Source organism: Microbacterium testaceum StLB037 (assembly GCF_000202635.1).
GTDB classification, from domain to species: domain Bacteria; phylum Actinomycetota; class Actinomycetes; order Actinomycetales; family Microbacteriaceae; genus Microbacterium; species Microbacterium testaceum_F.
The window spans coordinates 2,544,259-2,558,809 of sequence record NC_015125.1; the positions used below are offsets into that span (position 1 = coordinate 2,544,259).

Genomic DNA, 14,551 nt, shown 5'->3' on the forward strand with positions numbered 1-14,551 from the left:
GGAGGACGCGGATGACCGATACGGCCCCGGCGCCGTCACGGCGACGAGAGAACACCCGCACGCGTCTCATGGATGCCGCGGCCGAGATGTTCGCGGAGGTCGGCATCGACGCCGCCTCGGTCGAGGCCATCTGCGAGCGCGCGGGATTCACGCGGGGCGCGTTCTACTCGAACTTCGCCTCGAAGGAGGAGCTCTTCCTCGCGCTGTGCGCACGGTCGGCCGAGACGACGATCGCGGCGGTCCGAGATCGCGTGACCTCGATCGAGGACCGGGGGCTCGACGGAGCCGGTGACGTCATGCAGCTCGTGCAGGAGGTGCTCGAGGCGACGGGGGAGGACCGCCTCGACGTGCTCCTCGGTGCAGAGACGCGGCTGCAGGCGCTGCGCAATCCCGAGTTCGCCGAGGCCTACCTGACCCTCAACCAGGGGCTGGGAGAGAGCGTCACGCAGCTCGTGCGCGACATCGCCGAGGCGCGGGGGCTGGCCCTGCGCGTGCCCGCCGACGTCGCGACGGAGCTGCTGCTGGCGGTGTGGATCTCGACGTCGGAGACCGCTCTGCTCACGAATCAGGCCGCGACGGTGTCGCGCGGACAACTGGCCGAGCGGCTGTCTCAGGTGGTCGGTCTCATCCTCGAGTGAGCGCGAGCGCGGCGTGGCAGCGCCGCAGGCGGTCGAGCCACCAGTCGCGACGGTCATCACCCGCCGCCACCCGGTCGAGATCGGCGTTCGACGGGCGGGGGCGCTCGACGGGCAGGACTCCGTCCCGCGCGCGGAGAGGGGATGCCAGGACGTCGGCCGTGAAGAGCGACGCGGTGCCGAGCCCGCAGTCGTAGTCGAGCGTGGGCAGCGCCGCAGCCAGCGCGACGCCCATCGAGAGACCGATCGAGGTGTCCAGCGCGCTCGAGACCACCGCGGGCAGACCGGCCTGCGCGACGATGTCGAGCGCCGCGCGCACGCCGCCGAGCGGTGCAGCCTTGATCACGAGCAGGTCGGCCGCCCCCATCCGCGCGACCCGCAGCGGATCGTCGGCCTTGCGCACACTCTCGTCGGCGGCGATCGGGATGTCGAGGTAGGCGATGCGCTCCCGCAGCTGGGCGAGCTCGTCGACCTCCGCGCACGGCTGCTCGACGTATTCCAGGTCGAAGACGGCGAGGGCGTGCACGGCCCGCTCCGCCTCGTCGACGTTCCACGCGCCGTTCGCGTCGATGCGCACGCGCCCCTCGGGGCCCATCGCCTCGCGGACCGCGCGCACCCGCGCGACGTCGTCGTCGAGCACCTGTCCCGCCTCGGCGACCTTGACCTTGACCGTCCGGCATCCGTCGTACCGGGCCAGGATCATGGGGACCTCGGATGCCGCCACGGCCGGCATCGTGGCATTGACCGGGACCGTGTCGCGGTGCGGCGTCGGCGCGGGGTTCCAGCCGAAGTCGAGGGCGCCCGCGAGCCAGGTCGCCGCCTCGGCGTCGGAGTACTCCACGAAGGGCGAGAACTCGGTCCACCCCTCGGGCCCCTCGAACACGACCGCCTCGCGGGTCTCGATGCCGCGGAAGCGCGCAGCCAGGGGGAGGGCGACCACCCGGGCCGTGGCGAGGATGTCGTCGAGCGGGGGGAGGGGTGCGGTGCTCATCGCTCCATCCTGGCCCCCGTGTCGGCGGCCGGGAATAGGCTGGCGCCATGCTCTTCGACACTCCGGTCCGCCTCGGCGTCCAGATCCAGCCGCAGCACGTCCAGTACTCCGACATCCGCGACGCCGTCTTCCGTCTGGAAGAGATGGGCGTCGACATCCTGTTCAACTGGGATCACTTCTTCCCCCTCTACGGCGACCCCGACGGCGAGCACTTCGAGTCGTGGATCATGCTGGCGGCGTGGGCCGAGCAGACCGAGCGCGTCGAATTCGGTGCGCTGGTCAACTGCAACAGCTACCGCAACGCCGACCTGCAGGCCGACATGGCCCGCACGATCGACCACATCAGCAAGAAGGGCGGCGACACGGGTCGCTTCATCTTCGGCACCGGGTCGGGCTGGTTCGAGCGCGACTACGACGAGTACGGCTACGAGTTCGGTACCGCCGGTTCGCGTCTGAACGCCCTCGCGACCGACCTCGACCGCGTCGTCGCGCGCTGGGGCAAGCTCAACCCCGCGCCCACCCGCCACATCCCCGTCATGATCGGCGGCAAGGGCGAGCAGAAGACCCTGCGCATCGTCGCGAAGCACGCCGACATCTGGCACAGCTTCGTCACGCCCGACGAACTGCCGCACAAGCTCGGCGTGATCGAGAGGTGGGCCGAGACCGAGGGACGCGACCTGTCGGGACTGATCGTCTCGAACGAGCTCAAGGACCGCGACGAGTCCGACGCCGACGCCCTCTTCGACGCGGGCACGCGCCTGTTCACCCTCGGCTTCTCGGGTCCCGAGTGGGACTACTCGCTCATCGAGCGCTGGCTGACCTGGCGCGACGCCAAGAACGCCTGACGCGGGCGGCGCGCTCATCCACCGAAGGACGGGCGCGCCGCACCGCTCATCGCACCCGGTCGTAGGCTGGAACGGTGACCGTCTCCGAGCTGTTCGACCCCGCCGAGTGGACCCTCGCGCCCGGTGCCGAGCGATACACCGATATCACCGCGCACGTCAGCACCGACGGACGGATCGCGCGGATCGCGTTCGACCGCCCCGAGGTGCGCAACGCCTTCCGACCGCACACCGTCGACGAGCTCTACACGGCCCTCGACATCGCGCGTCAGGACCACCGCATCGGCGTCGTGCTGCTGACCGGCAACGGACCGAGCCCGAAGGACGGCGGCTGGGCGTTCTGCTCCGGCGGTGACCAGCGCATCCGCGGCCGCGACGGGTACAAGTACTCGCACGAGGAGCACGTCGTGCACGACCCGGGCCGCGCCGGTCGCCTGCACATCCTCGAGGTGCAGCGCCTCATCCGCTTCATGCCGAAGGTCGTCATCGCCGTCGTCCCCGGCTGGGCCGCGGGCGGGGGACACTCGCTCAACGTCGTGTGCGACCTCTCGATCGCGAGTGCCGAGCACGGGCGTTTCAAGCAGACGGATGCCGATGTCGGCTCGTTCGACGCCGGTTACGGCTCCGCCTACTTCGCGCGTCAGATCGGCCAGAAGTTCGCGCGCGAGATCTTCTTCCTCGCGGAGGAGTACTCCGCCCAGCGCGCGTACGAGCTCGGCGCCGTCAACCGGGTCGTGCCGCACGCCGACCTCGAGCGCGAGGCCATCGCGATGGCCCGCACGATCCTGACGAAGTCGCCGACCGCGATCCGCATGCTGAAGTTCGCCTTCAACGCCGTCGACGACGGACTCGTGGGACAGCAGCTGTTCGCGGGGGAGGCCACGCGCCTCGCGTACGGCACCGACGAGGCGACCGAGGGGCGCGACTCCTTCCTCGAGAAGCGCGACCCCGACTGGTCCGACGTGCCGTGGCACTATTGAGCGTCGGAGTCCGGGCGTGAAGCTCGAGCCCCCGGCATCCGGCGATCCGCGCGATGTCCTGCGGGCGTTGCGGGCGGCGGTGCTCGGCGCCGGTCCCGCGGTCGCGCTCGGGGGAACGGACCTGCCCGTCGAGGTGCCCGCGGGGACCGCGGCCGTCGTGACGACGTCCGGCTCGAGCGGCGTGCCCAAGTCGGTCGTGATCTCCCGCAACGCCCTCATCAGCAGCGCGTACGCCACCGCCTCCCGCATCGGCGAGGGCGCCTGGCTGCTCGCGGTGCCCGCGACCTACGTCGCCGGTGTCCAGGTGATCGTGCGGGCCCTTCTCGCCGATCGTGAGCCGGCCGTCGTCGCCGGCCCTTTCCGTCCCGAGCCCTTCGCGGCGGCCGCTCTCGGCATGGCCTCGCACGCCGACGGGGCCCGCGTTCCGAGCTACACGTCGCTCGTCCCCGCGCAGTTGCAGAGGCTTCTGGATGCCGCGGAGCACGACGATGCGGTCGCCCAGGCGCTGCGCTCGTTCGAGGCGATCCTCATCGGGGGGCAGGCCCTCGCCCCCGCGGTGCACGAGCGGGCCGTGGCCGCCGGGGCCCGGATCGTCCGCACGTACGGCTCGACCGAGACGAGCGGCGGCTGCGTCTACGACGGGGTACCGCTCGACGGCGTCGAGCTCGCGATCGTCGACGGGGAGGTACGGCTGTCCGGGCCCACCCTCGCCGACGGTTACCTCGGCGAGCCCGAGCGCACGGCATCCGTCTTTCCGATCGACGACGAGGGACGGCGCTGGTACCGCACCGGGGACGGTGGCGCCATCGTCGACGGGGTGCTGCGCGTGACCGGCCGCCTCGACAACGTCATCGTCTCGGGCGGGGTCAATGTCTCGCTGGATCGGGTCGAGGCGGCGGTGCGCGGCATCCGGGGTCTCGAGTCGGCCGTGGTCGTCGCGATTCCGGATGCCACCTGGGGGCAGGGTTCTGCCGTGGTCCTCCCGGGCCTCGCTCCCGACGCCGCGGCCGAGACGCTCGCGCGCGTGCGCGACGCCGTGGCCGAACAGGTGGGGCCGGCGGCACGCCCGGCGCGCGTGATCGCGGTCGACGAGCTCCCGATGCTGTCGTCCGGCAAGCCCGATCGCACGGCGCTGGCACGGCGGTACGGCGGGGCGGGCTTAGGATGACCCTCCGTGGCAGCACAGTCTCGTAAGCGTTCGCGTCCGGCCCCGAAGCGTCGCCCGCACGGCAACCCCCAGAAGCACAAGAGCGGGGCGCCGCAGGCCGTCGCCCCCGCCACGGCGCGCGATTGGATCGCCGCCGCACGACTGCGGACGCTGCCTCTCGCGATCACGCCGGTGCTGATCGGCACGGGTGCCGCGAGCCTCGTCGACGACCAGCTTCATTGGGCGCTCGCGCTCGCGTGCCTCGCGGTGGCGTTCGCGCTGCAGATCGGCGTCAACTACGCCAACGACTACAGCGACGGCATCCGCGGGACGGATGACGTGCGCGTGGGCCCGGGTCGGCTGACCGGTGGCAAGAAGGCGAAGCCGCGCACCGTGCTCCTCGTCGCGCTGGCGTTCTTCGCGCTCGCCGCACTGGTGGGGCTGGCGATCGTCGTGCGGACCGGCCAGTGGTGGCTGCTCGCGGTAGGGGCCGTCTGCATCGTCGCGGCCTGGTTCTACACCGGCGGCAAGCGCCCCTACGGCTACAACGCGATGGGTGAGCTGTTCGTCTTCGTGTTCTTCGGTCTCGTCGCGACCCTCGGGACCACCTGGGTGCAGGTGCAGTCGATCCCGCAGGAGGCCTGGTTCGGCGCGGTGGCCGCGGGGCTGCTGGCGTGCGCGGTGCTGCTGGCCAACAACCTCCGCGACATCGACCAGGACCGCCTCGCCGGAAAGCGCACGCTCTCGGTGCTCATCGGCCGTCGGGCGACGCAGGTGCTGTTCACGCTGTTCGTGATCGCGCCGTTCGTGATCTCGGCGTTCCTGGCGCTGTTCTACCCCGTCGCGTGGCTCACGCTGATCGCGCTGTTGGGGGCGCTGTCGTCCGTGCTGATCGTCTGGACCTATCGCACGCCGCGCGAGCTCATCACCGCGCTGCAGGTCACGAGCTTCACCTCGGTCGCCTACGGTGCGCTGCTGTTCTGGGCGTTCCTGGCCTGAGGCTCAGCGCTCGGTCGTCTCGGGCTTCGCGGGTTCCGCAGCCGCGTCGGTCGGGGGTGCCGAGGCGTCGAGCACCGCGTCCTCCGCGTCGGCGTCCGCTTCGGCGCCCGAGCGGCGACCGGTCGCGGTCCGGGCCGCGCGACGCTCGGCGAGACCACCGGTGACCTGGTCGAGCGGGCGGCGCAGGAAGAGCAGCGACAGGCTGAGCCCGATCAGCGCGGCGAAGACGGCGGCGAGCCAGGGCAGTTCCTGGAACACCGGGAACAGCAGCAGGATGCCGAGCGGAATGACGAAGGCGAGCAATCGCAGCACCGTGTAGACGAGGGCCGAGCGAGCACGCATTTCCCCATTCTACGGCGCGGTCGTGGCCCGCCGGCGCCCGGCCCGTGTCCAGCCGACGCACGTAGGATTGGTCCATGGCACGGCTGCTTCTGATACTGGCGCTCGTGGCGACCGCCTTCTGGGTCTACACGATCGTCGACTGCGCCGTGCAGCCCTCGACGCGACACCGCGGTGTCAGCAAGGGCGCGTGGATGGTCATCGTCATCCTGCTGCCGGTGCTCGGCGGCATCCTGTGGTTCATCGTCGGTCGTGGACGGGCGGGCGGTCCGGTGCTGCGACGCGCTCCGGACGACGACCCCGAGTTCCTCGGGCGGCTCTCGCCCGCGGCGCGCGCCGACCAGGACGAACGCATCCGCCGTCTCGAAGAGGAGCTGGCCCAGCTCGATTCCGAGGCCGACGACCCGCGCGACCCGCGCCCGAAGACCGGGGACGACCCCGGCGACGACGATGCCCGCGGACAGCGCGGCGCCGTCAGCTGAACCGTGAGCACGACCGCTGAGCGCGCCGCGGCGCCGTCCACCGACGCTGCTGCCGCCCTCCTCGCCGGCCTGGTCGCGCGGGGCGTCCGCCACCTCGTCATCAGTCCCGGTTCGCGCTCGCAGGCCCTCGCCCTCGTCGCGGCCGACCTCGAACGCGCGGGCCTCGTGCACCTGCACGTGCGGATCGACGAGCGCGTGGCCGGATTCACCGCCCTCGGCATCGGTCGCGAGACCGGCATGCCCGCGGTGGTCGTCTGCACCTCGGGCACCGCGGTGGCGAACCTGCTGCCCGCGGCCCTCGAAGCGCACCACGCGGGTGTGCCGCTGCTGCTGCTGACCGCCGACCGTCCCCCCGAGCTGCGCGGCGTCGGCGCGAATCAGACCACGCGCCAGCCCGGACTCTTCCGCGCGGCCGCCCGGTTCGAGGCCGACCTGCCCGTCCCCGACGCGGTCGATCACGACGGAACCGCGGAGCAGACGGCCGAGTTCGACACGGTGGCCGCGACCGCCCTCGCCGCCGCGCTCGGCGAAGGCGCGCGCGCGGCCGGCCCCGTGCACCTGAACGTGCCCCTCCGCGAGCCCCTCGCGGGCGCCGTACCGGGGTGGCTGCTCGAGCGGGCGACCGCGCGACCGGTGGCGGCGGCCTCCGACATCGAGAGCGACCCCGAGGCCGAGGCATCCGGGGCCCTCTATCAGGGTGGGGGCGGAATCGGCGTGGCGGATGTCGCCCCCGAGACCGAAGCCGCCTTCCCCCTCGAGCTCGGGGCTCGCACAATCGTGGTCGCGGGCGCCGATGCCGGGCCCGCGGCCGAAGAGCTCGCGCACCGGGGCGGGTTCCCGCTCGTGGCCGAGATCGTGAGCGGCGCCCGGTTCGGTCGGAACGTCGTGCACGGGTACCGCGCGCTGCTGCGCGACCCCGACCTGGGCGGTCGCATCGAGCGGGTCGTGGTCCTCGGGCACCCCACCCTCAGCCGCGAGGTCGCGCTCCTCCTCGGCCGCGACGACGTCGAGGTGATCGCTGTGCGCGGCCCGGGCGAACCCGTGAACCTCAACGGGACGACCCAGGGAGTGGATGCCGTCCGCGTCACGTCCGGCGAGACCGACCGCGCATGGCTCGGGGAGTGGATGCGCGCGTCGCGCGCCGCCGCGGTGGACCTGTCGCCGCCCGCTCCCGACGCCGACGGGCTGGCCTCCGCCGTGCCGCACGAGCGCCTGGGCGCGATCAACGCCGAGGTCGAGGTGATCCGCGCGCCCCTCGATCGCGCCGCGCTGGTCGATGCGCTGTGGCGGGCGACCTGGCCGCACGACCGCCTGATGTTCGGCTCGTCGCGGCTCGTGCGCGTGGCCGACGAGCTCCTCTCGGGCAAGAAGGTCTCGGTCCATGCCAATCGCGGGCTGGCCGGGATCGACGGGACGATCGCCACCGCCACGGGGATCGCCCTCGCGAGTCAGGTCGAGGAACGCCCCGGCGTCACCCGCGTGCTGCTGGGCGACCTCGCGTTCCTCCACGACCTCGGGGCGCTGCTCCTGCCTCCGGGCGAGGACGAGCCGCGCCTCCAGGTCGTCGTCGGCAACGACGGTGGCGGAACCATCTTCGACGGTCTCGAGGTCGCGTCCGTGGCCGGTGACGACGCGATGGATCGCGTGCAGTACACCCCGCATACGACGCGCCTGGAGCCGTTGGCGCTCGCATTCGGCTGGGAGTACCACCGCGTCACCACGCGCGTCGCGCTCGACCAGGTGCTCACGGCGCCGGGCGGCGGGCGGCAGCTGATCGAGGTGCCCCTGCCCCGCTGATCCCGCGCAGAGCCGCGGCCGCGCTGACCGGCTGTCACGCAGCGCCGCTGCCCCGCTGACCAGCAGCCGCGCTGACCTGCCCGCCCGCGAACCCCGCGTGCCGTCGAGCCCGCCCGTCAAGGCGTGGCGCGATGTCGGTGGTTCACGCCACGATGGCGCGATGAGCACGAGCAGCAGATGGTCCGTTCCCCCCTCCGTCGCGCTGAGCGTCGAGCCCGGATTCCGCCTCGCCGACCTCGATACGCGCGCGACCCCGGGCTACGACGGGAAGAAGGCCGACGGCCAGGCCGACCTCGAAGCGGGGATCGCGCCGCTCTCGGGCCTGCAGGAGCGTCTCTTCGCCCAGAGCGTCGCCGGGACCGCGACCGGCTCCGTGCTGCTCGTGCTCCAGGCGATGGACACCGCAGGCAAGGGCGGCATCGTGCGGCACGTCGTCGGGGCGGTCGACCCGCAGGGCGTCGAGCTCGCCTCCTTCAAGAAGCCGACCGCCGAAGAACTCTCGCACGACTTCCTCTGGCGGATCCGCAAACGCCTCCCGGATGCCGGACGGATCGGCGTCTTCGACCGTTCGCACTACGAGGACGTGCTGATCGGCCGCGTGCGCCGGCTCGCCCCCGCGGACGAGATCGAACGCCGGTACGGCGCGATCGTCGGATTCGAGGCCGAAGCGGCGGATCTCGGCATCCGGGTCGTCAAGGTCATGCTGCACATCTCGAAGGACGAGCAGCGGGCCCGCCTCGCGGAGCGACTCGAGCGTCCGGACAAGCACTGGAAGTACAACCCGTCCGACGTCGACGAGCGCGAGCTGTGGGACGACTACATGGATGCCTACCAGGCGGCCATCGAGCGAACGTCGACGCCGCTCGCGCCCTGGCACGTCATCCCGGCCGACCGCAAGTGGTACGCGCGCCTCGCCGTGCAGCGCCTGCTCATCGACGCGCTGACCGACATCGACCCCCGATGGCCGACCGCCGACTACGACGTCGAGGAGGAGAAGCGCCGCCTCGCCGCGTCGTGAGGGCGCGCGCGAGGGCCGTCCCGATGCGCCGAGGGCCTCACGCCAGGGCGTCGACGATCGGGCGGAACTTCACGCGCGTCTCGAGCAGCTCCGACTCGGGGACGCTGTCGGCCACGATCCCCGCTCCCGCGTACGCGGTGATCGGCGCGGTCGGCGACGAGGGCTCGGCGCGATCGATCTGCGCGCACCGCAGCGCGATGGCCCACTCGCCGTCGCCCGAGGCGCCGATCCAGCCGACGGCACCCGCGTAGCGCCCGCGGTCGAACGGCTCGAGACGGCGGATGACCTCGATCGCGACGTCGGTCGGCGTGCCGGCCACGGCCGCGGTCGGGTGCAGCACGCCCACGAGATCGAGTGACGAGGCCGCCTCGCTGAGCACGCCCTCGACGTCGGTCGCGAGGTGCCACACGTTGGGCAGCTTGAGGGTGAAGGGCTGCTCGGCCGCGGCGAGGGCCGACGTGTGCGGGCGCAGCGCCGTCAGCACGCTCTGCACCGCGAACCGGTGCTCCTCCTGGTCTTTCGTGCTCTCGGACAGGGCGAGGGATGCCGCGGCGTCGGCGTCGGCGTCGGCTCCGCGGGCCACGGTCCCGGCGAGCACCCGCGCGGTCACCGTCCCGCGCGACACCGTCACGAGCGTCTCCGGGCTTGCGCCGATGAGTCCGTCCACGGCGAAGATCCAGCAGTCCGGGTAGCCCTCGTGCAGCGACCGCACGAGTCGCCGGAGGTCGGATCCGGCGGGGATCGTGCCGGTGATGTCGCGCGCGAGGACGACCTTGCCGACCTCGCCCGCGTCGATCGCTTCGACGCCGCGGCGGACGGCATCCTGGTACCCCTCGGCGGTCTGCCGGCCGGGCCCGAGGGTCGCCGACCAGTGCGGTCCGAAAGGGGAGCGCGGGGGCAGCTCGGGCTCCGGCTCGTCGGGGGTGTCGTCGAACGCGAGACGGGTGACCCACGCGCGCCCGCTGTGGCGGCCGACGATCGTGCCCGGAACGCGCAGGATGCTCTCGCGCTCCGAACGGGGGTCGAAGACGAAGGACCCGAAGGCCACCAGGCCTGTGCCGGGGAGCTGCACGGGGTCGTCGACCTCGGCGGCCGCGGCGATGGCGCGCCAGCGGTCGGCGACGCTCGCGTCGCCCGGCCGGGCGCCGCGGTAGCGGAGCGTCAGGAGGTCGCCGAACGCGGCGAGCGACTCTCCCCGACGGCTCCAGAGGAGCGGGTCGTAAGGGGTGGTGTACGCGAGCACATCGTCCATCGGGGGCAGCTCGCGCGTCACCACGCGCAGGCGCGGCACGACGTCATCCGCGGGTTCGATCACGCCTTCGAGCGTAGACCCGGTCTCGGCGGGGGTTCTCGGCATCCCCTCGCCGTCGACATAACGGAGGACGCGCGGGTTTCTCCGCCGAGCAGCCCGCGCCGCGCGGCCCGTTTTAGACTCCGGAACATGGATGTTCGACCCGCTCCCGGCACGCGCCTGATGTTCCGCTGGCGGAAGTGGGACGGCTCGCCGCACTGGGTGCAGGACAGCGTGTACCTCGGCTCCGACCACTGGGGCGACTGGTTCGGTCAGCAGGTGGGGTGGCGCAGTGCCCGCCCGGGTGCGGAGTTCGTCTGCCGTCAGCCCAACGTGACGCTCGTTCCCGCGAGCGGCGACTGGGCGTTCACCCACAACGCGGCCCCGCACCCCGTGGCGGTTTACATCGACCTCGCGTGGGACATCCGGTGGAGCGACGAGGGCGTTCCCCTCGGCATCGACATGGACCTCGACGTGGTGCGCCGCACCGACGGACGCGGCACGTGGATCGACGACCGCGACGAGTGGGACGAGCATCGCGTGCGCTACGGCTACCCGGCCGACATCGTCGCGCACCTCGAGGCCACCGCCGTCGATCTCGAACACCGCGTGCGCGAGGGCATCGCCCCGTTCTCGGACGCCGTGACCGGCCCCTGGCTCGCACGTCTCGCCGAGCTGGCAACCCCCGAGGACCCGGCGCCCTCGCCCGCCTAGACTCGACGGGTGAGCAGCGATCCCAACCGCGCCGACCTCGGTAAAGACCCGCAGCGTGTCAGCGGGATGTTCGACCAGGTGGCCCCCGCCTACGACCGCACCAACACGGTGCTGAGCCTCGGCAACGACCGCTTCTGGCGTGCGGCGACCCTGCGCGCCGTGGCTCCGAAACGGGGCGAGCGCATCCTCGATCTCGCGGCGGGGACGGGAACCTCTTCGATGGCCTTCGTGCCCAGCGGTGCGCACGTCGTCGCGGCCGACTTCTCGAGGGGGATGATCGCCGAGGGACGCCGTCGCCATGGAAACGTTCCGAACCTCGAGTTCGTACAGGCGGATGCCACGGACCTGCCGTTCGAGGACGGCGAGTTCGACGCGGTGACGATGTCGTTCGGGCTGCGCAACGTCAACGACCCGCGACGGGCGCTGCGCGAACTGCGCCGTGTGACCCGCCCCGGCGGCCGGATCGTGGTGTGCGAGTTCTCGCACCCGCCGTCCCGCGCGTTCAACGGTCTCTACCGCTTCTACAACGACCGGATCCTGCCCCTCGCCGCCCGCGCCGTCAGCTCCAACGCCGAGGCGTACGACTACCTCAACGAGTCCATCCGCGACTGGCCGGACCAGCCGACCCTCGCGAGCTGGATGCGGGATGCGGGATGGGATGCCGTGGCCTACCGCAACCTGTCGTTCGGCATCGTCGCTCTGCACCGTGGCATCCGTCCCGCGGAATGAGCAGGCCGCGACCGACCCCGCCGCTTTCGACCCCTCCCCGCGGAGGCCTGTCAACCGTCGAGATAGCCGAGGGACGGCGCGACCGCGCCAGGATAGGCTGAAACCGTGACCCCGAGACTGCCCGCGGCCAGCACCCGCCTGTCGGGCAAGCTGGGCCTGAGTGACCGCATCTTCGCCGGCCTCCGTTCGCGCACCCTGTTGTCGACCGTCGAGGCGGGCCTCGGGCGCGTCGAGAGCACCCTCGAAGAAGAGGTCCGCAGCGCCGATCGGCTCGCCGACGTCACCGCCCGCTACCTCTACGAGGCCGGCGGCAAGCGCGTGCGTCCGATGCTCGCGATCCTCACCGCGCAGCTCGGCCGCGGGACCACGCCCGAGGTCATCGAGGTCGCGACCGCCCTCGAGCTCACGCACCTCGGTTCGCTCTACCACGACGACGTCATGGACGGAGCCGACAAGCGCCGCGGTGTGCCCAGCGCCCAGACGGTGTGGGGCAACAACATCGCGATCCTCACGGGCGACCTGCTGTTCTCGCGCGCGAGCCAGCTCATGGCTCGGCGGGGCGAGCGGGCCATCCAGCTGCAGGCCGACACCTTCGAGCGTCTCGTCCTGGGGCAGATGCACGAGACGGTCGGCCCTCAGGAGGGCGACGAGCCGGTGGAGTTCTACCTCCGTGTCCTCGCCGACAAGACCGGCTCCCTCATCGCCGCGGCCGCGCAGTGCGGCGTCATCTACTCGGGCGCGCCCGAGGAGTTCGAGCAGCCCATGGTCGTCTTCGGTGAGAAGGCGGGTGTCGCCTTCCAGCTGCTCGACGACGTGATCGACCTCTCGCCGGATGCCTCCGAGACCGGCAAGGTGCCCGGCACCGACCTGCGCGCGGGCGTGCCCACCATGCCGTACCTGCTGCTCGGGCACCGCTCGGACGCCGCCTCCGCCGATCTGCGCGGGCGCATCGACGAGGGCCAGGAGCGCATCGCCGCGGGGGCCGACCCGGCGATCCTCGACGCCCCGCTCGCCGAGCTGCGCGATCACGACACCACGCACGAGACGCTCCGCCTCGCGCACCAGTGGTCGCAAGAGGCGATCGACGCCCTCGCGCCGCTGCCCGACGGCGCGGTGCGCGAGGCGCTGACGCGCTTCGCCCGCGCGGTCGCCGATCGCTCGGCCTGACTCTTTTCCACCACCCCCCGATCCCGATCGAGAGGACCCCATGACGAAGCTGCGCCTCGCCATCGTCGGAGCCGGCCCCGCCGGCATCTACGCCGCCGACATCCTGCTGAAAGCCGAGCGTCAGTTCGACGTCTCGATCGACCTCTTCGAGCAGCTCCCCGCCCCCTACGGCCTCGTCCGTTACGGCGTCGCACCCGATCACCCGCGCATCAAGGGCGTCATCACAGCGCTGCGCGAGGTGCTCGACCGCGGCGACATCCGCATCTTCGGCAATGTCCGCTTCGGCGAGGACATCACGCTCGACGACCTCAAGCAGCACTACAACGCGGTGATCTTCTCGACCGGTGCGATCCGTGACGCCGACCTCGATATCCCCGGCATCGACGCGCACGGCTCGTACGGCGCGGCCGACTTCGTCAGCTGGTTCGACGGTCACCCCGACGTGCCGCGCGAGTGGCCGCTCGAGGCCCAGTCGGTCGCCGTCATCGGCAACGGAAACGTCGCCCTCGACATCACGCGCATGCTCGCCAAGCACGCCGACGACCTGCTGCCGACGGAAGTGCCCGACAACGTCTACCAGGGACTCAAGGCCTCTCCGGTCACGGACGTGCACGTCTTCGGTCGTCGTGGTCCCGCGCAGGTCAAGTTCACGCCGCTCGAGCTCCGCGAACTCGGCGAGCTGCGCGACGTCGACATGGTCGTCTACGACGAGGACTTCGACTACGACGAGGCTTCGCTCGCGGCGATCCAGACGAACAAGCAGGTCAAGGTCATCGACCGCGTCCTGCAGGAGTGGCGCACCCGCCCGGGCGTGAACAACGCCGGGGGAGAGGCATCCCGTCGTCTGCACCTGCACTTCTGGGCCAAGCCCCTCGAGGTCGTGAAGGATACCGAGGGCCGCGTGTCCGCGTTCCGGTACGAGCGCACGAAGCCCGACGCCGAGGGCGGGGTCGTCGGCACCGGCGAGATCCGCGAGGTGCCGATCCAGGCGATCTACCGCGCGGTCGGGTACTTCGGCTCGCCGCTGAAGGACATCCCCTTCGACGAGCGCCACGGCGTGATCCCGAACCACGAGGGCCAGGTGCTCTCGGCCGACTCGAACGAGCGCATCCCCGGCGTCTACGCCACCGGGTGGATCAAGCGCGGACCCGTGGGCCTCATCGGACACACGAAGTCGGATGCCATGGAGACCGTGCGCCACGTCATCAACGACCAGAGCGAGTGGTGGCGTCCCGCCCACCCCGAGGAAGAGGCGATTCCCGCCCTGCTCGCCGAGCGCGGCGTGCGGTGGACCGACCTCGACGGCTGGCACCGCCTCGACGAGCACGAGGTCGCCCTCGGCGCGCCGCACGAGCGCGCGCGCATCAAGGTGGTTCCGCGCGACGAGATGATCCGGATCTCGCGCGGCGAGTGATCCTCG

General features: G+C 71.9%; 15 protein-coding genes. 12 read left to right on the forward strand and 3 right to left on the reverse strand.

The window, feature by feature from the left end:
• Window positions 1-11: 11 nt before the first annotated feature.
• Window positions 12-638, forward strand: coding sequence for a TetR/AcrR family transcriptional regulator (locus MTES_RS19355; RefSeq protein ID WP_013585430.1), 627 nt, complete (start codon window positions 12-14; stop codon window positions 636-638).
• On the opposite strand, the gene MTES_RS11505 is transcribed toward MTES_RS19355, so the two are convergent.
• Window positions 625-1,626, reverse strand: coding sequence for an o-succinylbenzoate synthase (locus MTES_RS11505; RefSeq protein WP_013585431.1), 1,002 nt, complete (start codon window positions 1,624-1,626; stop codon window positions 625-627). The two genes, MTES_RS19355 and MTES_RS11505, sit on opposite strands and share 14 nt — an antisense overlap.
• A gap of 47 nt (window positions 1,627-1,673) precedes the next feature.
• Here MTES_RS11505 and MTES_RS11510 point away from each other — a divergent pair, with 47 nt between their 5' ends.
• The 4 genes from MTES_RS11510 to MTES_RS11525 all read left to right on the forward strand — a co-directional run bounded on the left by MTES_RS11510 (window position 1,674) and on the right by MTES_RS11525 (window position 5,594).
• Window positions 1,674-2,471: an LLM class F420-dependent oxidoreductase gene (locus MTES_RS11510; RefSeq protein WP_013585432.1), complete on the forward strand. Its 798-nt coding sequence runs from the start codon at window positions 1,674-1,676 to the stop codon at window positions 2,469-2,471.
• A 74-nt stretch (window positions 2,472-2,545) separates the two neighbouring features.
• Window positions 2,546-3,448, forward strand: a complete 903-nt coding sequence (locus MTES_RS11515; RefSeq protein WP_013585433.1) for a 1,4-dihydroxy-2-naphthoyl-CoA synthase — start codon at window positions 2,546-2,548, stop codon at window positions 3,446-3,448.
• A gap of 16 nt (window positions 3,449-3,464) precedes the next feature.
• Entirely contained in the window at window positions 3,465-4,616 is a 1,152-nt protein-coding gene (locus MTES_RS11520) for an AMP-binding protein (protein WP_013585434.1), read from the forward strand.
• A gap of 6 nt (window positions 4,617-4,622) precedes the next feature.
• Window positions 4,623-5,594, forward strand: a complete 972-nt coding sequence (locus MTES_RS11525) for a 1,4-dihydroxy-2-naphthoate polyprenyltransferase (RefSeq protein ID WP_013585435.1) — start codon at window positions 4,623-4,625, stop codon at window positions 5,592-5,594.
• A gap of 3 nt (window positions 5,595-5,597) precedes the next feature.
• Here the strand turns inward: MTES_RS11525 and MTES_RS11530 are convergent, their stop codons facing one another.
• Window positions 5,598-5,936 carry a DUF4229 domain-containing protein gene (locus MTES_RS11530; protein WP_013585436.1) on the reverse strand — a complete coding sequence of 113 codons (339 nt, stop codon included), beginning with the start codon at window positions 5,934-5,936 and terminating at the stop codon, window positions 5,598-5,600.
• Window positions 5,937-6,010: 74 nt separating this feature from the next.
• Here MTES_RS11530 and MTES_RS11535 point away from each other — a divergent pair, with 74 nt between their 5' ends.
• The 3 genes from MTES_RS11535 to MTES_RS11545 all read left to right on the forward strand — a co-directional run bounded on the left by MTES_RS11535 (window position 6,011) and on the right by MTES_RS11545 (window position 9,230).
• Complete coding sequence (locus MTES_RS11535) at window positions 6,011-6,415, forward strand: PLD nuclease N-terminal domain-containing protein (RefSeq protein WP_013585437.1); 405 nt, start codon at window positions 6,011-6,013, stop codon at window positions 6,413-6,415.
• Window positions 6,416-6,418: 3 nt separating this feature from the next.
• A complete protein-coding gene (gene menD, locus MTES_RS11540; protein ID WP_013585438.1) occupies window positions 6,419-8,212 on the forward strand; it encodes a 2-succinyl-5-enolpyruvyl-6-hydroxy-3-cyclohexene-1-carboxylic-acid synthase in 1,794 nt (597 codons plus the stop codon).
• 160 nt (window positions 8,213-8,372) lie between these two features.
• Window positions 8,373-9,230, forward strand: coding sequence for a polyphosphate kinase 2 family protein (locus MTES_RS11545; RefSeq protein WP_013585439.1), 858 nt, complete (start codon window positions 8,373-8,375; stop codon window positions 9,228-9,230).
• Between the two features lie 37 nt (window positions 9,231-9,267).
• Here MTES_RS11545 and MTES_RS11550 read toward each other — a convergent pair whose 3' ends face one another.
• Window positions 9,268-10,482 carry an isochorismate synthase gene (locus MTES_RS11550; protein WP_050901865.1) on the reverse strand — a complete coding sequence of 405 codons (1,215 nt, stop codon included), beginning with the start codon at window positions 10,480-10,482 and terminating at the stop codon, window positions 9,268-9,270.
• Between the two features lie 189 nt (window positions 10,483-10,671).
• Between MTES_RS11550 and MTES_RS11555 the strand changes: the two genes are divergently transcribed.
• The 4 genes from MTES_RS11555 to MTES_RS11570 all read left to right on the forward strand — a co-directional run bounded on the left by MTES_RS11555 (window position 10,672) and on the right by MTES_RS11570 (window position 14,545).
• The gene (locus MTES_RS11555) at window positions 10,672-11,235 is read left to right on the forward strand and encodes a DUF402 domain-containing protein (RefSeq protein ID WP_013585441.1); all 564 of its coding nucleotides are present in this window, start codon (window positions 10,672-10,674) and stop codon (window positions 11,233-11,235) included.
• Window positions 11,236-11,301: 66 nt separating this feature from the next.
• A complete protein-coding gene (locus MTES_RS11560) occupies window positions 11,302-11,964 on the forward strand; it encodes a class I SAM-dependent methyltransferase (protein ID WP_080575509.1) in 663 nt (220 codons plus the stop codon).
• A 105-nt stretch (window positions 11,965-12,069) separates the two neighbouring features.
• Window positions 12,070-13,131 carry a polyprenyl synthetase family protein gene (locus MTES_RS11565; protein ID WP_013585443.1) on the forward strand — a complete coding sequence of 354 codons (1,062 nt, stop codon included), beginning with the start codon at window positions 12,070-12,072 and terminating at the stop codon, window positions 13,129-13,131.
• 40 nt (window positions 13,132-13,171) lie between these two features.
• The gene (locus MTES_RS11570) at window positions 13,172-14,545 is read left to right on the forward strand and encodes an FAD-dependent oxidoreductase (RefSeq protein WP_013585444.1); all 1,374 of its coding nucleotides are present in this window, start codon (window positions 13,172-13,174) and stop codon (window positions 14,543-14,545) included.
• The last annotated feature ends 6 nt before the right edge of the window (window positions 14,546-14,551 follow it).

What these genes read in the sequence shown, in the direction of transcription:
- MTES_RS19355 (WP_013585430.1), top strand. Translation starts at nt 12, where the DNA reads ATGACCGATACGGCCCCGGCGCCGTCACGGCGACGAGAGAACACCCGC.
- MTES_RS11505 (WP_013585431.1), bottom strand. Translation starts at nt 1,626, where the DNA reads ATGAGCACCGCACCCCTCCCCCCGCTCGACGACATCCTCGCCACGGCC.
- MTES_RS11510 (WP_013585432.1), top strand. Translation starts at nt 1,674, where the DNA reads ATGCTCTTCGACACTCCGGTCCGCCTCGGCGTCCAGATCCAGCCGCAG.
- MTES_RS11530 (WP_013585436.1), bottom strand. Translation starts at nt 5,936, where the DNA reads ATGCGTGCTCGCTCGGCCCTCGTCTACACGGTGCTGCGATTGCTCGCC.
- MTES_RS11535 (WP_013585437.1), top strand. Translation starts at nt 6,011, where the DNA reads ATGGCACGGCTGCTTCTGATACTGGCGCTCGTGGCGACCGCCTTCTGG.
- MTES_RS11545 (WP_013585439.1), top strand. Translation starts at nt 8,373, where the DNA reads ATGAGCACGAGCAGCAGATGGTCCGTTCCCCCCTCCGTCGCGCTGAGC.
- MTES_RS11550 (WP_050901865.1), bottom strand. Translation starts at nt 10,482, where the DNA reads ATGGACGATGTGCTCGCGTACACCACCCCTTACGACCCGCTCCTCTGG.
- MTES_RS11555 (WP_013585441.1), top strand. Translation starts at nt 10,672, where the DNA reads ATGGATGTTCGACCCGCTCCCGGCACGCGCCTGATGTTCCGCTGGCGG.
- MTES_RS11560 (WP_080575509.1), top strand. Translation starts at nt 11,302, where the DNA reads ATGTTCGACCAGGTGGCCCCCGCCTACGACCGCACCAACACGGTGCTG.
- MTES_RS11570 (WP_013585444.1), top strand. Translation starts at nt 13,172, where the DNA reads ATGACGAAGCTGCGCCTCGCCATCGTCGGAGCCGGCCCCGCCGGCATC.